The 16,510-nt window shown below is 65.4% G+C and carries 9 protein-coding genes; 6 read left to right on the forward strand and 3 right to left on the reverse strand.

Annotated features, from left to right (window positions below; all coding sequences use genetic code 11):
- Positions 1-93 precede the first annotated feature (93 nt).
- The gene (locus AB7290_RS38150; RefSeq protein ID WP_085398758.1) at positions 94-2,904 is read left to right on the forward strand and encodes a di-heme-cytochrome C peroxidase; all 2,811 of its coding nucleotides are present in this window, start codon (positions 94-96) and stop codon (positions 2,902-2,904) included.
- A 145-nt stretch (positions 2,905-3,049) separates the two neighbouring features.
- Here AB7290_RS38150 and AB7290_RS38155 read toward each other — a convergent pair whose 3' ends face one another.
- The gene (locus AB7290_RS38155; protein WP_028148092.1) at positions 3,050-3,997 is read right to left on the reverse strand and encodes an alpha/beta fold hydrolase; all 948 of its coding nucleotides are present in this window, start codon (positions 3,995-3,997) and stop codon (positions 3,050-3,052) included.
- A 207-nt stretch (positions 3,998-4,204) separates the two neighbouring features.
- Here AB7290_RS38155 and AB7290_RS38160 point away from each other — a divergent pair, with 207 nt between their 5' ends.
- Positions 4,205-4,666: an Hsp20 family protein gene (locus AB7290_RS38160; protein WP_063985698.1), complete on the forward strand. Its 462-nt coding sequence runs from the start codon at positions 4,205-4,207 to the stop codon at positions 4,664-4,666.
- 154 nt (positions 4,667-4,820) lie between these two features.
- Positions 4,821-5,591: an alpha/beta fold hydrolase gene (locus AB7290_RS38165; RefSeq protein WP_085398757.1), complete on the forward strand. Its 771-nt coding sequence runs from the start codon at positions 4,821-4,823 to the stop codon at positions 5,589-5,591.
- Between the two features lie 105 nt (positions 5,592-5,696).
- On the opposite strand, the gene AB7290_RS38170 is transcribed toward AB7290_RS38165, so the two are convergent.
- Entirely contained in the window at positions 5,697-6,467 is a 771-nt protein-coding gene (locus tag AB7290_RS38170; protein ID WP_085398756.1) for a hypothetical protein, read from the reverse strand.
- 491 nt (positions 6,468-6,958) lie between these two features.
- Between AB7290_RS38170 and gltB the strand changes: the two genes are divergently transcribed.
- Entirely contained in the window at positions 6,959-11,692 is a 4,734-nt protein-coding gene (gene gltB / locus AB7290_RS38175) for a glutamate synthase large subunit (RefSeq protein WP_441254280.1), read from the forward strand.
- 163 nt (positions 11,693-11,855) lie between these two features.
- Entirely contained in the window at positions 11,856-13,307 is a 1,452-nt protein-coding gene (locus tag AB7290_RS38180) for a glutamate synthase subunit beta (RefSeq protein WP_085398400.1), read from the forward strand.
- Between the two features lie 180 nt (positions 13,308-13,487).
- Here AB7290_RS38180 and AB7290_RS38185 read toward each other — a convergent pair whose 3' ends face one another.
- Positions 13,488-15,230 (reverse strand): outer membrane beta-barrel protein, encoded by a 1,743-nt coding sequence (locus AB7290_RS38185; protein ID WP_135214792.1) that lies wholly within the window; start codon positions 15,228-15,230, stop codon positions 13,488-13,490.
- A gap of 191 nt (positions 15,231-15,421) precedes the next feature.
- Between AB7290_RS38185 and AB7290_RS38190 the strand changes: the two genes are divergently transcribed.
- Complete coding sequence (locus tag AB7290_RS38190) at positions 15,422-16,429, forward strand: KpsF/GutQ family sugar-phosphate isomerase (RefSeq protein ID WP_085398398.1); 1,008 nt, start codon at positions 15,422-15,424, stop codon at positions 16,427-16,429.
- Positions 16,430-16,510: the final 81 nt, after the last annotated feature.

Genomic DNA, 16,510 nt, shown 5'->3' on the forward strand with positions numbered 1-16,510 from the left:
AAGTAGTATAAGCTGCTGTCGGTTTGTTAGGACTTTCCGCGCTCTATCGGCGCGTCTTCATTTCACGATTCGCTGTTTTCAGGATTTTGGGCCATGAACGACCCCGCCTCGAAGCCTCCCTTCGATCCCTCGATCCAGGTCTCGCCAGACAATCCCTGCCCCTTCCTGCGCGGCCTGGTCGGCGAAGGCTTCGTCGAAGGCGGGACCGTCCCGATCGGCAAGCTATCGCAGACGATCGCGAATGCGAGCGGCGACAAGGGGCTGATGAAGACGGTGGCCCGCGTCGAGACCCGCGGCATCGCGCTGATCGCCAACGGCTTCGGTCACATCCTGAAGAGCATCTTTTCGGGCGCACAGCTCGATGCCCTGCGCGGCGGCCCCCTGGACAAGCGCGGCGCCGGTTCGCGCATCCTCGGCGTCGACGGCAAGGTCAATGAGGATCAGATCGCCCGCCTGGCCAGCTTCGGCAGGGACTATACCGATCCGAACGGCGGCGGCACCGAGCCCGGCATCAACGCGTCGGAAATACAAACTTACATGCGCGACAACCTCAAGCGCGCCGGGAGCACTGCGCGCTGGTACTATCGGATCTTGATGCAGTTCGAATGGCCCATCCTGCTGAAGATCATGGGCAAGGGCGAAGGCGAGAACCGCTATCTCGCCATCGCCGACGTGCGTACGCTGTTCAACGAGCGCAAATTCCCTGACAGGATCACGCAGCGAGTCGTCAGCCAGCCGGTCACCCCGCCCTCGCTCATATGGCGCGTTGCCGGCGGGTTAGTCGCCGCGCTGCTCGTCTTTGGCGTCGTGGCGCTGCGCTTTCCCGATCAATTCCAGCCGATGCTGCCCGGCATCCTCGGTGACCTCGTGGCGCCGCCATTGCCGAAGCTTGTCGAACCGCGGGCCGCGTACTGGCTCGAGCAAAACTGGGCGCTGGAGGACCGGCACTGGTTTCATCACGCCAGCCAGGGCACCGCGACCTTCCCGGTGCCCTACAGCTGGTTCATGGCGCTCGAGCAGCCGCGGCTTCATTTCTTCGCAAAGCCCGGGATGCTGCATGACAGCGACCATCTGCAGCGCTTCGGCTTCATCCCGAGCCCGCAGACGATCAACACCGACGACGCCACGCTGCGCCGGTTCGGCTACGCCAATGTCTACGACAAGACCAAGCCGGTGCCGGCGCGGCTTTGGGATCCGCCGGTTAACTGGGGCGCCCAGGCTGAAAACGTCGACGGCCTGCCCGTCGGCTTTGCTCGCATGACCGGCGTACCCGATCCTGCGACCGGCCAGGTCGGCGACGACCGGATCGGCCTGACCTGCGCCGCCTGCCACACCGGCCAGATTCACTACAAAGGCATCGACATCCGTTTCGACGGCGGCCCGGCGATGACCGACCTGAGGAAGCTCGAGGTCACGACGGGTCTGTCGATCGCCTACACGCTCCTCGTGCCGGGTCGCTTTACGCGCTTCGCCGACCGTGTGCTCGGCCCCTCCGCCAGCGATGCGGATCGCGACGCGCTGAAGCAGAAGCTGCGCACGATCAGCACGTTCCTGATCGACTGGGAGAAGACCTACGCGAAAACCATCGACGGCAAGACGAGGTTCAACGAGAAGACGAAGCGGGAAGAGAAGCAGCAGGACACCGAGGAAGGATACGGCCGTCTCGACGCGCTCAACCGCATCGGCAATCAGGTCTTCGCCCAGGACATGACGCTCAGCGGCCTCAGCGGCTTCGAAAAGAATCTGCATGCCAAGGACGCGCCGGTCAGCTTCCCGCCGATCTGGACCGTGCCCTGGCTCAAATTCGCGCAATATGACGCGTCCATCGAACAACCGCTGATCCGCAACGCCGGCGAAGCGCTGGGCGTGACGGCGCTGCTCAATCTGTCCGACAATACCCCCAAGGACACGCTGTTCCGCTCGTCGATGGATATCAAGAACCTGAACTGGATCGAGGATCTGCTGAAGGGGTCGGCGCCCTATCCGAAAAAGCAGCTCTCCGGACTGACATCACCGAAATGGCCGTCCGACATCTTCGGCGACAATGCCTGGAAGATCGATGGCGAGCGCGTCAAGAACGGCCGCAAGCTCTACGCGCAGATCTGCGTCGAATGCCATCTCGGGCCGGTCAACGATCCCGTGTTCGACACCGAGTTTCCGGACCAGAGCATCTGGTCCTCGTCGCGCTGGGAGACCATCGGCAAAGACAAATTCCTGAACGAGGTCCAGAAAAGCGTCAAAGGCATGGGCACCGATCCCGCTCAGGCCAGTGTGCTGGCGACGCGGACGGTTCAGGTCCCGGGCTTTCTCGAGCTCGATCCCACGCAGAAGCTCAATGCCTGGTGGAGCTGCAATCTGCCGGCTATCTCCTCGACCGACATGCCGTACTCGGTCGGGCTGATGGTGCTCGTCGACATCGTCAGCCGCAAAGCGATGGACGATGCGAAGATCGACCCGAAGGTTCAGCAGGCCTGGTGGGGCGAGCGCAAAAACTGCCCGAATCCCGGTCCGCAGCCGGCCGAGGCGAAGGAGCCGCCGCCCTGGTATCGCGCGCGCCCGCTCAACGGCGTCTGGGCCACCGCGCCTTACCTGCACAACGGATCGGTGCCCTCGCTCTACTGGATGCTGAGCCCCGCGGCCGAGCGCCCCAAATCGTTCTGCATGGGTGGTGGTCGCGACTACGATCCGAAGCAGGTCGGCTTCGCGGTCGTCGACGGCGAGAGCTGCAAGACCGGGCAGTCGCGCTTCTCGACGCGAGCGTCTGATGGCACCGAGACCTTCGGCAACAGCAATGCCGGCCACTCGTTCGATGGCACGCCGGGCCCCGGCAAGGACGGCACCATCGGCCGCGTGCTCAAGGAGCAAGAGCGCTACGATCTGATCGAATATCTGAAGACGCTGTGAGGCAGAGAAGGTTCATCGTCATGGCCGGGCTTGTCCCGGCCATCCACGTTCTTTGATCGCGCAACAAGGCGTGGATGCCCGGGACAGGCCCGGGCATGACGGAGATTGTGGAACGATCAGCCGTCCTCAGGAAGCTTCCACCCCGTCACTTGAACAGCGGCGTGCCCGGCACGAAGGCGTCGAAGGCGGCCCAGAACTGGGAGCGGTAGCGGTCCTGCTCCTGGAGGATCTCGTGCTTGGCGCCGGCGATCACGAGATGGGAGCCGGCGCGCAAATGATAGGCGAACTCCTCGATCGCCGCGGTCGAGACCACGGTGTCGCTGGAGGCCGCCAGCATCAGGATCGGCTGGCGGATCTGGGAAGGGTAGTTCTTGCCCTTGAAGGTGTTCATGGCGTGGAAGGCGGTATCGGCCCAGGCGACCGTCGGTGACGCGAGCCCGAGCGTCGGATCCTCCTCCAGGATCGCGGCATTACGCGCATAGCGCACGGGATCGCTGGTCAGCGGATTGTTGATGAAGGGATTGAGCCCGGTGATGTGGTCGCTGCCGCCGGGGACATAGCGACCGCCCATCCCCATCAGGCGCATCGTCTTCAGCAGCGCCCGCGCCGGAAACGAGGTGGCGCGGCCGGGCAGGTCGATCATCGGCGCCGACAGCACCATGCGGTCGAACCAGCGCTTGCCGGCATGCGCCACCCGCAGCATCACGGTGCCGCCCATGGAATGGGCGAGCGCGAAGAAGGGCGGCGGGCAATCCGGCAGCACCACCTGCTGCACGAAGGTCTCGACGTCGATCTCGAAATCGGAGAAGTCGCGCACATAGCCCTTGCGCGGATCGCGCAGGCGGCGCGAGGAGTGGCCCTGCCCGCGCCAGTCGATCATCGCCACCGCAAAGCCGCGGTCGCGCAGGTCGCGCACGGTCTCGAAATATTTCTCGATCTGCTCGCTGCGTCCGGTGAAGACGCAGACCGTGCCCTTGCGGTTCGCCGGCGGCGCCCAGCGCGCAAAGCGCAGCTCGGCGCCATCGGGCGTCTTGATGGTGCCGCTGACGACGTCTTCGGGAACGGGATTGGACGGAATCGAGATCAGCGTCATTGGGCGAGAAATGCTGCAAATCAAGGGGCTGGAGCGCCGAAAAGGCGCAACTTGCCGCCCTCTTGAACGCCGTTCCCCTGAACCCATATCACCATGGTGCAGGCCGCTACCAGTGTTTCGGAACCGGAACATTAGGCTGCACACAGACTAAAGCCCGGCCCGATTGGCGGGCGGGTTACCAACAGTCGCTCAATGGAGGACTAGACCATGCGTACCTACGACCTGACTCCGTTTTACCGTTCCACTGTCGGCTTCGACCGCCTCTTCAGCCTACTCGACCAGGCCGGTTCGGACGGCAGCCCCGGTTATCCCCCCTACAACATCGAGCGTACCGGCGAGAACACCTACCGCATCACGGTTGCGGTGTCCGGCTTCGCCAAGGACGAGCTCTCCCTCGTCGCGAAGGAAAACACGCTGACGATCAAGGGCGAGAAAGTCGCCAACGAGAACTCGAAGTCCGAAGTGCTCTACCGCGGCATCGCCGCGCGTGCCTTCGAGCGCGCCTTCCAGCTTGCCGACTTCGTGCAGGTGAAGGACGCCTCGCTCGAGAACGGGCTGCTTCACGTCGACCTTGTGCGCGAGATTCCCGAAGCCAAGAAGCCGCGCCAGATCGCCATCAACGCGGGCGCGCCGAAGGCGCAGGTGATCGAGAGTTCGGTCGCCGCCTAAGCACGTCGACAGCCACCAAGTTGCGAAAACGCCCCGGTGCCCCGGGGCGTTTTTTTCGTTTTGCATCGCATCACAGAACGGTGAGGACATGTAACGCCGCGACCACGCGCTCCGTCCTTTGGGCATCGCAGCAAAAACAATACGGAGCACGATCATGTCACTTTGGCGCAGCCTTCTCATCGCCGCGAGCCTGCTGGCGGCCCCCATCAGCCTGGCTCACGCGCAGACGCCGCAGACGGTGAAAGCCAAGAACGTCGTGCTGGTGCACGGCGCCTGGGCCGACGGATCGAGCTGGTCGGAGGTGATCCCGATCCTCCAGGCCGCGGGCCTGCACGTCACCGCCGTGCAAAATCCGCTGTCGTCGCTTGCGGACTCCGTCGAGGCGACCAAGCGCGCGCTGGCCGAACAGGACGGCCCGACGGTGCTGGTCGCGCATTCCTGGGGCGGCACCGTGATCAGCCAGGTCGGTAACGACCCGAAGGTCACCGGCCTCGTCTACGTCGCCGCACGCGCGCCCGATGCGAACGAAGACTTCGTCGCGCTGTCGAAGCAGTTTCCGGCAGGCCCGGCCCGCGCCGGCATCGTCGAGCGCGACGGCTACACAAAGCTCTCTGAAGACGCCTTCCTGAAGTATTTTGCCAATGGCGTGAAGCCGGAGCAGGCCAGGGAGCTCTACGCCGTGCAATGGCCGACCGCCGCCTCGATCTTCGCCGGCCGCACCACGGAAGCTGCATGGCACACGAAGCCGAGCTGGTACGCGGTATCGAAGAACGACGGCACCATCAATCCCGATTTCGAACGCTTCCTCGCCAAGCGCATGAACGCAACCACGATCGAGCTCGATGCCGGCCACCTCTCGCTGGTGTCGCATCCGAAGGACGTGGCGAATCTGATCCTGGAAGCCGCGGGGTATCCGCGCAGCTGAGCGCGCGATTGCCGCAATGAAAAAGCGCCCGCGATTTTCGGGCGCTTTTTTTTGCTCAGGTCTCCGTCCGGAGCGTGGCGCGCAGTCGCGTCAAGCGAGCGCGCGCTAGTCCAGCCCCTGCGCCGCCGGCATCTCCTGCGTCGGCATGATAGTCGGAGCCGGCTTGGCCTGACCGACGGTTGGCGCGGCGGTTTGCGGTGGTGCGGCTTCGGCGGGCTTTGCCTGCACGGCAGCGGTCTGTTGGGCGGGCTGCGCCTGCGGCGCTTGTACCTGCTGCGGAGCTGGCGCGGCCGGCTTGGTGGCGGCGACAGGCGCCTCGCCGCGGCGCGGGGCGGCCTTCGGCAGCGGCACGGTGCGGCTGGCGACATGCGGGATCGAGGCCGGCGGACGCGGCGGGCCGCTGCGGACCATGGTCGGCGGCGGCAGCGCGCTTTGCGGACGGTAAGGTGCAACCGTCGGCACCTCATCACTGGGGGCCATGCCGAAGGCGTCAGCGGCCGGCATGAAGCGCAAAATTCGCCCGTCGCGGGCATCGATCACCAGCCGGCCGTCGTCGCCGCGGCGGTCGATCACCGCGATGGTGTAGACGCCGCCGCGCAGGCGCGGGATGCCAAGCGGAGAGAAGCCGTTGTCGCGCAGCACGGCGTAGACCTCGGTCGGCGGCAGCAGCGCCGGTGCCGGACCGCGCTCCTCGTAGCCAAAGCCGTAACCGTAGCGCGGCGGCGGCGCGGCTTCCGGCGGCCCATAGGGTCCGTCGAAATCCGAGACCGCGATATAGGCGCCCCGCGCAGCGCCGTTGGCCGGAACTTGTGCCTCGACGGCCGTTGCCACCAGCGCCAGCGTGGCAGCGGCCACACATCCTGTGAAAAACTTCATGGTCGACACGCTCCTGTCAGGCCCCCGAATGCCTCGCGCTCTTTCGCTTCTTGCGGCGTGGCGCGCCTTTCGAAGGGCTGATCCGAAGCTTCATTCGGGATTTCGGCGTCGGCAGGGCCGGATCAGGGCGCGTTTGCTTCAAAACCGGGGCCGCGTGCCATGCGGAAAGCGCTGATTGACACTCTGGGAATCGGGACTTCCGCGCGCTTGTGTGATAGACAAAAATTTGGCAAGGTGATGGTTAGGACAGGAAGACTGTCTCAATTTTGCTTGCAGTTCCGGCATACGGATTGCAACGAAAGTCGGTGCTTTCGAGCGCCAGGAAGGCAACAGGCAAAGCCGTTCTCGGGGACGAAGAACGCCTTGGCCTGAATTTAAGAAAATGCGGCTCGCAGCGGACGAGCGGTGACCCAGAGGCGGGTGCCGCGGAACGCCCAAGGTGCGCCGAAGATAGCGGTGAGGCAGCTTGCCGCATGGAGAGGATTGGAACAATGAACGGGTCGCAATTCGAGCGCGCAAACATCGTGGCAGAAGAACTGTCGGCGACGGTCGCCTCGAAAACGACTGATCCGATTCAGGAACACAATTCGCGTCCGCCGGCCGTAGGTCTGTACGATCCGAGCCTGGAAAAGGATTCCTGCGGCGTCGGCTTCATCGCCAACATCAAGGGCAAGAAGTCCCACGAGATCGTCGCGGACGCGCTCAGCATCCTCTGCAACCTCGAGCATCGCGGCGCCGTCGGCGCCGACCCGCGCGCCGGTGACGGCGCCGGCATCCTGGTGCAGATCCCGCACCCCTTCTTCAGCCGCAAGGCCGGGGAGCTCGGCTTCACGTTGCCGGCTCCTGGCGAATATGCCATCGGCGCGCTGTTCATGCCGCGCGACACCGCCTGGCGCAATGTCATCAAGAGCATCATCGCCGACCAGATCAAGGAAGAGGGCCTGACCCTGCTTGGCTGGCGCGACGTGCCGACCGACAATTCCTCGCTCGGCGTCACCGTGAAGCCGACCGAGCCCGCCTGCATGCAGGTGTTCATCGGCCGCAACGGCACCGCCAAGACCGAGGACGATTTCGAGCGCCGGCTCTACATCCTGCGCAAGTCGATCTCGCAGGCGATCTACCAGCGTCGCGACCGCGGCCTTGCGGGCTATTACCCCTGCTCGATGTCGTGCCGCACCGTGATCTACAAGGGCATGTTCCTCGCCGACCAGCTCGGCAAGTACTATCCCGATCTGCACGAGGCGGACTTCGAGAGCGCGCTGGCGCTGGTGCATCAGCGCTTCTCGACCAACACCTTCCCGGCCTGGTCGCTGGCGCATCCCTATCGCATGATCGCGCATAACGGCGAGATCAACACGCTGCGCGGCAACACCAACTGGATGGCGGCGCGCCAGGCTTCCGTGAGCTCCGAGCTCTACGGCAAGGACATCAACCGGCTCTGGCCGATCTCCTACGAAGGCCAGTCGGACACCGCCTGCTTCGACAACGCGCTCGAATTCCTGGTGCAGGGCGGCTACTCGCTGCCTCACGCCGTCATGATGATGATTCCGGAGGCGTGGGCCGGCAATCCTCTGATGGATGAGAAGCGCCGCGCCTTCTACGAATATCACGCCGCCCTGATGGAGCCGTGGGACGGCCCCGCCGCGATCGCCTTTACCGACGGTCGCCAGATCGGCGCTACGCTGGACCGCAACGGGCTGCGTCCGGCGCGCTATCTCGTCACCAAGGACGACCGCATCGTGATGGCGTCCGAGATGGGCGTGCTGACGATCCCCGAGGACCAGATCATCACCAAGTGGCGCTTGCAGCCCGGCAAGATGCTGCTGGTCGACCTCGAGCAGGGCCGCCTGATCCCGGACGACGAGATCAAGGCCGAGCTCGCCCGGAGCCATCCCTACAAGGAGTGGCTGGAGCGGACCCAGATCGTGCTGGAAGAGCTGCCGAAGGTACCGACCACCGGCGTGCGCTCCAACCTGTCGCTGCTCGATCGCCAGCAGGCGTTCGGCTACAGCCAGGAAGACATCTCCATCCTGATGACGCCGATGGCCTCCACCGGCGAGGAAGCCGCGGGCTCGATGGGCAACGACACGCCGATCTCGGCGCTGTCGGACAAGGCCAAGCCGCTGTTCACCTATTTCAAGCAGAACTTCGCGCAGGTCACCAACCCGCCGATCGACCCGATCCGCGAGGAGCTGGTGATGAGCCTCGTCTCCATCATCGGACCGCGGCCGAACCTGTTCGACCTGCAGGGCCTCGCCACCACCAAGCGTCTCGAAGCGCGCCAGCCGATCCTGACCGATGCGGATCTCGAGAAGATCCGCTCGATCTCCGATGTGGCCGAGTCGCACTTCAAGTCGCGCACGCTCGACACCACCTTCCACGCCGGTCTCGGTGCTGCCGGCATGGACCAGGTGCTCGACGAGCTTTGCGCGCGTGCGGAAGCCGCCGTCCGCGAGGGCGTCAACATCATCATCCTGTCCGACCGCATGGTCGGCAGCGACCGGGTGCCGATCCCGGCACTGCTGGCCTGCGCCGCCGTGCATCATCATCTGATCCGCGTCGGACTGCGCACCTCGGTCGGCCTCGTCGTCGAATCCGGCGAGCCGCGCGAAGTGCATCACTTCGCCTGCCTGGCCGGCTACGGCGCCGAAGCGATCAATCCCTATCTGGCGTTCGAAACCATCATCGCGATGAAGGACCGCCTGCCCGGCTCGCTCGACGACTACGAGATCGTCAAGCGCTACATCAAGTCGATCGGCAAGGGCCTGCTCAAGGTGATGTCCAAGATGGGCATCTCGACCTACCAATCCTATTGCGGCGCGCAGATCTTCGACGCCGTCGGCCTCAAGGCGGACTTCGTCGGCAAGTTCTTCGCCGGCACCCATACCCGCGTCGAGGGCGTCGGCCTTGCCGAGATCGCGGAAGAAGCGGTGCGCCGTCATGCCGACGCGTTCGGCGACGCGCAGGTCTACAAGACCGCGCTCGATGTCGGCGGCGAATATGCCTATCGCAGCCGCGGCGAGGACCATGCATGGACCGCGGAGTCGGTCGGGCTGCTCCAGCACGCCGCCCGCGGCAATTCGCTGGAACGCTACCGCGCCTTCGCCAAGATCCTGAACGAGCAGTCGGAGCGGCTGTTGACGCTGCGCGGCCTGTTCCGGATCAAGAACGCGGACGAGGAGAAGCGCAAGCCGATCCCGATCGACCAGGTTGAGGCGGCCAAGGACATCGTCAAGCGCTTCGCCACCGGTGCGATGAGCTTCGGCTCGATCTCGCGCGAGGCGCACACCACGCTCGCGATCGCCATGAACCGGATCGGCGGCAAGTCGAACACCGGCGAAGGCGGCGAGGAAGCCGACCGCTTCAAGCCGATGCCGAACGGCGATTCCATGCGTTCGGCGATCAAGCAGGTCGCCTCGGGCCGCTTCGGCGTCACCACGGAGTATCTCGTCAACTCCGACATGATGCAGATCAAGATGGCGCAGGGTGCCAAGCCCGGCGAAGGCGGCCAGCTGCCCGGCCACAAGGTCGACGCGACCATCGCCAAGGTTCGTCACTCGACGCCGGGCGTCGGCCTGATTTCGCCGCCGCCGCATCACGACATCTACTCGATCGAGGATCTGGCGCAGCTCATCTACGACCTCAAGAACGTCAACCCGACGGGCGACGTCTCGGTCAAACTGGTCTCCGAGATCGGCGTCGGCACGGTCGCCGCCGGCGTTGCCAAGGCGCGCGCCGACCATGTCACCATCGCGGGCTTCGAGGGCGGCACCGGCGCTTCGCCGCTGACCTCGATCAAGCACGCCGGCTCGCCCTGGGAGATCGGCCTTGCCGAAACCCACCAGACCTTGGTGCGCGAGCGGCTGCGCAGCCGCATCGTGGTCCAGGTCGACGGCGGCTTCCGCACCGGCCGTGACGTCGTGATCGGCGCGCTTTTAGGGGCCGACGAGTTCGGCTTCGCCACCGCGCCGCTGATCGCGGCCGGCTGCATCATGATGCGCAAGTGCCATCTCAACACCTGCCCGGTCGGCGTCGCGACCCAGGACCCGGTCCTGCGCAAGCGCTTCACCGGCCAGCCCGAGCACGTGATCAACTACTTCTTCTTCGTCGCCGAGGAAGTCCGCGAGATCATGGCATCGCTCGGCTTCCGCACCTTCAACGAGATGATCGGCCAGGTTCAGCTGCTCGACCAGACCAGGCTGGTCGCGCACTGGAAGGCCAAGGGCCTCGATTTCTCGAAGCTCTTCGTCAAGCAGAAGGAAGAGAAGGGCCAGAAGATCTATCACTCCGAGCGCCAGAACCATCATCTGGAAGCGGTGCTCGACCGCACGCTGATCGAGAAGGCGACGCCTGCGCTCGACCGCGGCGCGCCGGTGAAGATCGAGGCCAGGATCAACAGCACCAACCGCTCCGCGGGTGCGATGCTGTCGGGCGCGGTCGCCAAGATCTACGGTCATGCCGGCCTGCCGCACGACACGATCCATGTCGGCCTCAAGGGCACCGCCGGCCAGGCGTTCGGCGCGTGGCTGGCGCAAGGCGTCACCTTCGAGCTCGAAGGCGAAGCCAACGACTATGTCGGCAAGGGCCTCTCGGGCGGCAAGATCATCGTCAAGCCCCCCGCCAACAGCGGCATCGTGCCGGAAGAGAGCATCATCGTCGGCAACACGGTGATGTATGGCGCCATCCAGGGCGAGTGCTACTTCCGCGGCGTCGCCGGCGAGCGTTTCGCCGTGCGCAACTCGGGTGCGGTGGCGGTCGTCGAAGGCGCCGGCGATCATTGCTGTGAATACATGACCGGCGGCATCGTGGTCGTGCTCGGCAAGACCGGGCGCAACTTCGCGGCCGGCATGTCCGGCGGCATCGCCTATGTGCTCGACGAGACCGGCGACTTCGACAAGCTTTGCAACATGTCGATGGTCGAGCTCGAGCCGGTGCTGTCGGAAGAGCTGATCAACGCCGGCACCTATAACCACTCGGGTGACCTCGAGGCGCACGGCCGGGTCGACGTGTTCAAGAACCTGCTCGACTCCGATGTCGAGCGCCTGCACGTCCTGATCTCGCGCCATGCGAAAGCGACCGGCTCCAAGCGCGCCGCCGACATCCTTGCCAACTGGAAGGACTGGCTGCCCAAATTCCGCAAGGTGATGCCGGTCGAATACCGGCGCGCGCTGCGCGAAATGGCCGCCAACGCGGACGCCGAGCCGAAAATCGCGATCGGCGCGTAGAGCGATAAGCCCTCATGGTGAGGAGCGCGATAGCTGCGTCTCGAACCATGAGGTCACCAGCGGGGCCTTTCATCCTTCGCGACGCGGCGCCAGTGCGCCGCTCCTCAGGATGAGGGTCTGGCTAGAGAGAAGACGAATTTAAGCGGCAGGGACTTCGGGTTTAATGGGCAAGATCACGGGTTTTCTCGAAATCGAACGGCATGACCGCAAGTACACCCCGGTCGCCGAGCGCGTGAAGCACTACAACGAGTTCGTCGTTCCCTTGACCGAGAAGGAAACGCGCGACCAGGCCGCGCGCTGCATGAATTGCGGCATTCCCTATTGCCACGGCACCGGCTCGGTCGCGCCCGGCACGCCCGGCTGCCCGGTCAACAACCAGATCCCCGACTTCAACGACCTCGTCTATCAGGGCAATTGGGAAGAGGCCTCGCGCAACCTGCACTCGACCAACAATTTCCCGGAGTTCACTGGCCGCATCTGCCCGGCGCCGTGCGAAGCGTCCTGCACGCTCAACATCGACGACAACCCCGTCACCATCAAGACCATCGAATGCGCGATCGTCGACCGCGCCTGGGACAATGGCTGGCTGAAGCCGGAAGTGGCGACCGTCAAGACCGGCAAGAAGGTCGCGGTGATCGGCTCGGGTCCGGCCGGGATGGCCTGCGCGCAGCAGCTCGCGCGCGCCGGCCACGACGTGCATCTGTTCGAGAAGTTCGCCAAGGCCGGCGGCCTGCTGCGCTACGGCATCCCCGACTTCAAGATGGAGAAGGGCGTCATCGACCGCCGCGTCAAGCAGATGGAAGGCGAAGGCGTCACCTTCCACTACAACAGCCATGTCGGCGCTGACGGCAATGTCGACCCGCGCGAGATGCTCAACGATTACGATGCCGTCGCGCTGACCGGCGGCGCAGAAGCCCCGCGCGACCTGCCGATCCCCGGCCGCGACCTCCAAGGCATCCACTACGCCATGGACTTCCTGCCGCAGCAGAACCGCCGCGTCTCCGAGGAGCCGCTCGGCGGCGTCCAGGAGATCCTGGCCGGCGGCAAGCATGTCGTCGTCATCGGCGGTGGCGACACCGGCTCTGACTGCATCGGCACCTCGCTGCGCCAGGGTGCGCTCTCGGTCACCCAGCTCGAGATCATGCCCGCCCCGCCCGAGCGCGAGAACAAGGGCCTGACCTGGCCGAACTGGCCCTTGAAGATGCGCACCTCGTCGAGCCAGGCCGAAGGCGCGATCCGCGAATACGCCGTGCTGACGCAGAAGTTTTCCGGCGAGAACGGCCAAGTCAAGAAGCTGCACTGCGTGCGCGTCGACGACAAGTTCAAGCCGATTGCCGGCACCGAGTTCGAGCTCGATGCCGAGCTCATCCTGCTCGCGATGGGTTTCGTGCATCCCGTGCACGAGGGCCTGCTCAAGCTGCTCTCGGTCGATCTCGACCCGCGCGGCAACGTCAAGGCCAACACGCTCGACTACCAGACCTCGCGCCCGAACGTGTTCACCGCCGGCGACATGCGCCGCGGCCAGTCGCTGGTGGTGTGGGCGATCCGCGAGGGCCGGCTGTGCGCGCGGTCGATTGATACGTTCCTGATGGGGAAGACGGATCTGCCGCGGTAGGTTCTCGCTCCGCTGCCAGATTTACGAAAGGTGTCATCGCCCGCGAAAGCGGGCGATCCAGTATTCCGAGACAGCTGTCGCCTACTGAGAGGCCGCGGCGTACTGGATGCCCCGGTCAAGCCGGGGCATGACTGTTGAGCAAGCGGCAAGATGGCGCGTCAATCCACGTGCTCACCGCCTCTAGTTCTGCAACCTCACCCCCACCAACATCACCGTCCCCTGCGAGCTCGACCCCGGCTGGTTCGAGTTCAGGATGTCGTGGCGCAGCGTGCCCTTGATCCAGATGTTGCGGTTGAGCTTGTAGATCAGATTGCCTTCGAGCGAGTAGGTTTTGTCGTTGCGATTCTGGTTCTGGTAGTCGTAGGTGCCGTAGGTGAACTTGCCGACGGCGGTGAGCCAGCGGCGGAAGTCGTGATCGACCTCGATCCCGTAGGTGTGCACCAGCACGCCGGAGGAGCCGGGGACCGTGGACTCCGCGATCTGCGTGTCGGTGGCGAATTTCACCGTGGTCAGGCCGCTCGCATTCCAGATCAGCGAGCCCGCGGTGAGGAAGCCCGCGAGCTGGCTGAGGCGCGGGTCGACATAGTTGCGCGCGGTATAGCCGACCGAGATCTCACCGATCAGGATGCGCGAGAACTCGAAGCTCGAGCCGACCTTGGCGTAGCCACCCGATGAATCGCGGAAATAGCCGTTGCGGTCGGCGGGCTGGTCGTGCACGCGACTGTCGCCTTCGATCTCGACGAACGGCTTCAGCCCCGGCTTGAGGTCGTAGGAGAAACGACCGATGCCGCCATACTGGTTGAAGTCGCGGTCGTTGTTGCTGAAGGTCGAGCCGTCGGTCAGCTTGGAATCGGTGTAGGCGGTGCGATCGACGGTGGCGCCGGCGGCCACCTGGAAGCGATTGAAGGTCTGGTCGAAGCCGAAGGTGCCGCCATAGCTGGCGTAGATCGGATATTTCTGCAGGCCCGCCTGCACGTTCGGGCTGCCGGGATTGTCGGTCGCGACCCGCAGCCGGAACTGCGAGGTGAGCTTGAGGTCGCGACTGACGTCAAAACGACCGTCGACATGGCCGGTGAAATCGGGGCGGTCGATCTCGACCGGCGACGGCGAGGCAAAGCCGTCGATCGTCGCCGGCATGTTGTTGGTGTAGCCGGAGAACGAGCCGCGCAGATCGGCGACCAGCGCGTGGCGCTCCCAGTCGGACATCACGAGAAGATCGGGCGCGACGACATAGGCCGGCGAGCCGACCGGCTTGTTCAGGCGCGCCGGATTGGTGTCGTAGCCGGCGGAGAGCTCGAGCCCGCCCTTGATCAGGAAGCTGCCGGCATAGTCGCCGACCGCTCCGAACGCATCGTCGTCGGCCTTGAGGCGGCGGCGCAGCGGCTGGCCGGGCACGGTGCCCGCCATCGCCCGCGGCACCGGCGCCTTGTTTGCGGTTTCCGACGGTGGCGGCGCGATGCGCGGCGGCCCTAGCGTCCGGTCCGGCGTTGCTGGCGGCACCGGCGAGCCGGGTCCGACCGGGCGCTTCGGCTTCGGCTGCCCGGGATAGAGCTTTGGCTGCTGCCGCTTGCGGTTGAGCGAGTCGTAGCCGGAGCCGCTGGCGCCGTTGGCGGCCGGCAGGCCGTAGGTCGGCACCTGGCCGACGCGCGAGGTCGCCGGCGCCTGCTGGCGCTTGCGCGGATCGGCATTGGGATCGGGCAGCGCCGGGAGCGCATCCAACGGCGCCTGCGGCACGCCCGCCGTGCGGCGCGTCGGCAGCGTGTCGGGCGCGGCAAAGCCGCCGCGATTGGGATTGAACAGGTCGGGCGTGAGGCTCTGGGCGGCCGCCGGCGCGCTTCCGAGGGCAGTCAGCGCCAGGCACGGCAAAGCCGCACGCAGGAAATGCCCGCGTTTGCTCCGGCTCGTGCCTGGAGGCGCCCCCACGATGTAAGAACTCCAACGAAATCAAAGACTTCCACGACGACCTCCGCCAGCGGGCGGGAACCATCGTTAATGGAGTTAAAACAATTATGGTTAATGACCCGTTTCGGGGCCTGGCGCTCTCGTCGCCTCGCCGGTCTGGCCATGCTAAGCAGGCGCCAACGGGCGAGCGCCCCTCCTCCCTGGACCTGAACATGTCGAGCTCGAAACCCCTGATGACCCCATCATCCGGCCCCAACCCCGACAGCGTCGAATCCGCGCTCCGCACCTTGGAGACGGAGAGCGGCGGCATCAACGCGCTCGCCGCTGCCCTGCGCGGTCCGCTGGGCGCGACCTTCGCCAAGGCGGTCGACCTGATCCGCAACGCCAAGGGCCGCGTCATCGTCACCGGGCTTGGCAAGTCCGGCCACATGGCGCGCAAGATCGCTGCGACGCTGGCCTCGACCGGCACGCCGGCCTTCTTCGTCCACACCGCGGAGGCCGCCCATGGCGACCTCGGAATGATCACCGCCGACGACGTCATCATGGCGCTGTCCTGGTCCGGCGAGCAGCCGGAGATGAAGACGCTGGTGAACTATTCGGCGCGCTTCGCGATCCCGATGATCGCGGTGACGTCGAACGCGGCGTCCTCGCTGGGCCAGGCCGCCGACATCGTGATCGAGCTGCCGAAGGCGCGCGAGGCCTGCCCGCACAATCTGGCGCCGACCACCTCGACGCTGATGCAGGCTGCAATCGGCGATGCCATTGCCATCGCGCTGCTCGAAGGCCGCGGTTTTACCGCGCTGGAGTTCGCGCATTTCCACCCGGGCGGCAAGCTGGGCGCGATGCTGAAATTCGTCCGCGACTACATGCGCACCGGCGCGGAGATCCCGGTGAAACCTGAAGGCACCAAGATGTCGGACGCGGTGATGGAGATGTCGGCCAAGGGGCTTGGCTGCGTCTGCATCGTCAACGCCGCGAACGAGGCCATCGGCATCATCACCGACGGCGATTTGCGCCGTCACATGCGGCCGGACCTGCTGACGGTGTCGGTCGACGACATCATGACCAGGCAGCCGAAGACCGTGCCGCCCTCGATGCTCGCCAGCGAGATGATCGAGGTGCTGAACACCCGCAAGATCACCACGCTGGTGGTGACCGAAGCCGACAAGGTGGTGGGCATCGTGCACCTGCACGATCTGCTGCGGGCGGGCGTGGCGTAGGGCCGCTCTTTCCACATCGTCATTGCGAGCGCAGCGAAGCAATCCAGACCGCCTCCGCGGAGACGGTCTGGATTGCTTCGT

The organism is Bradyrhizobium sp. 613_E4_N2_2 (assembly GCF_052075995.1).
GTDB lineage: Bacteria > Pseudomonadota > Alphaproteobacteria > Rhizobiales > Xanthobacteraceae > Bradyrhizobium > Bradyrhizobium barranii.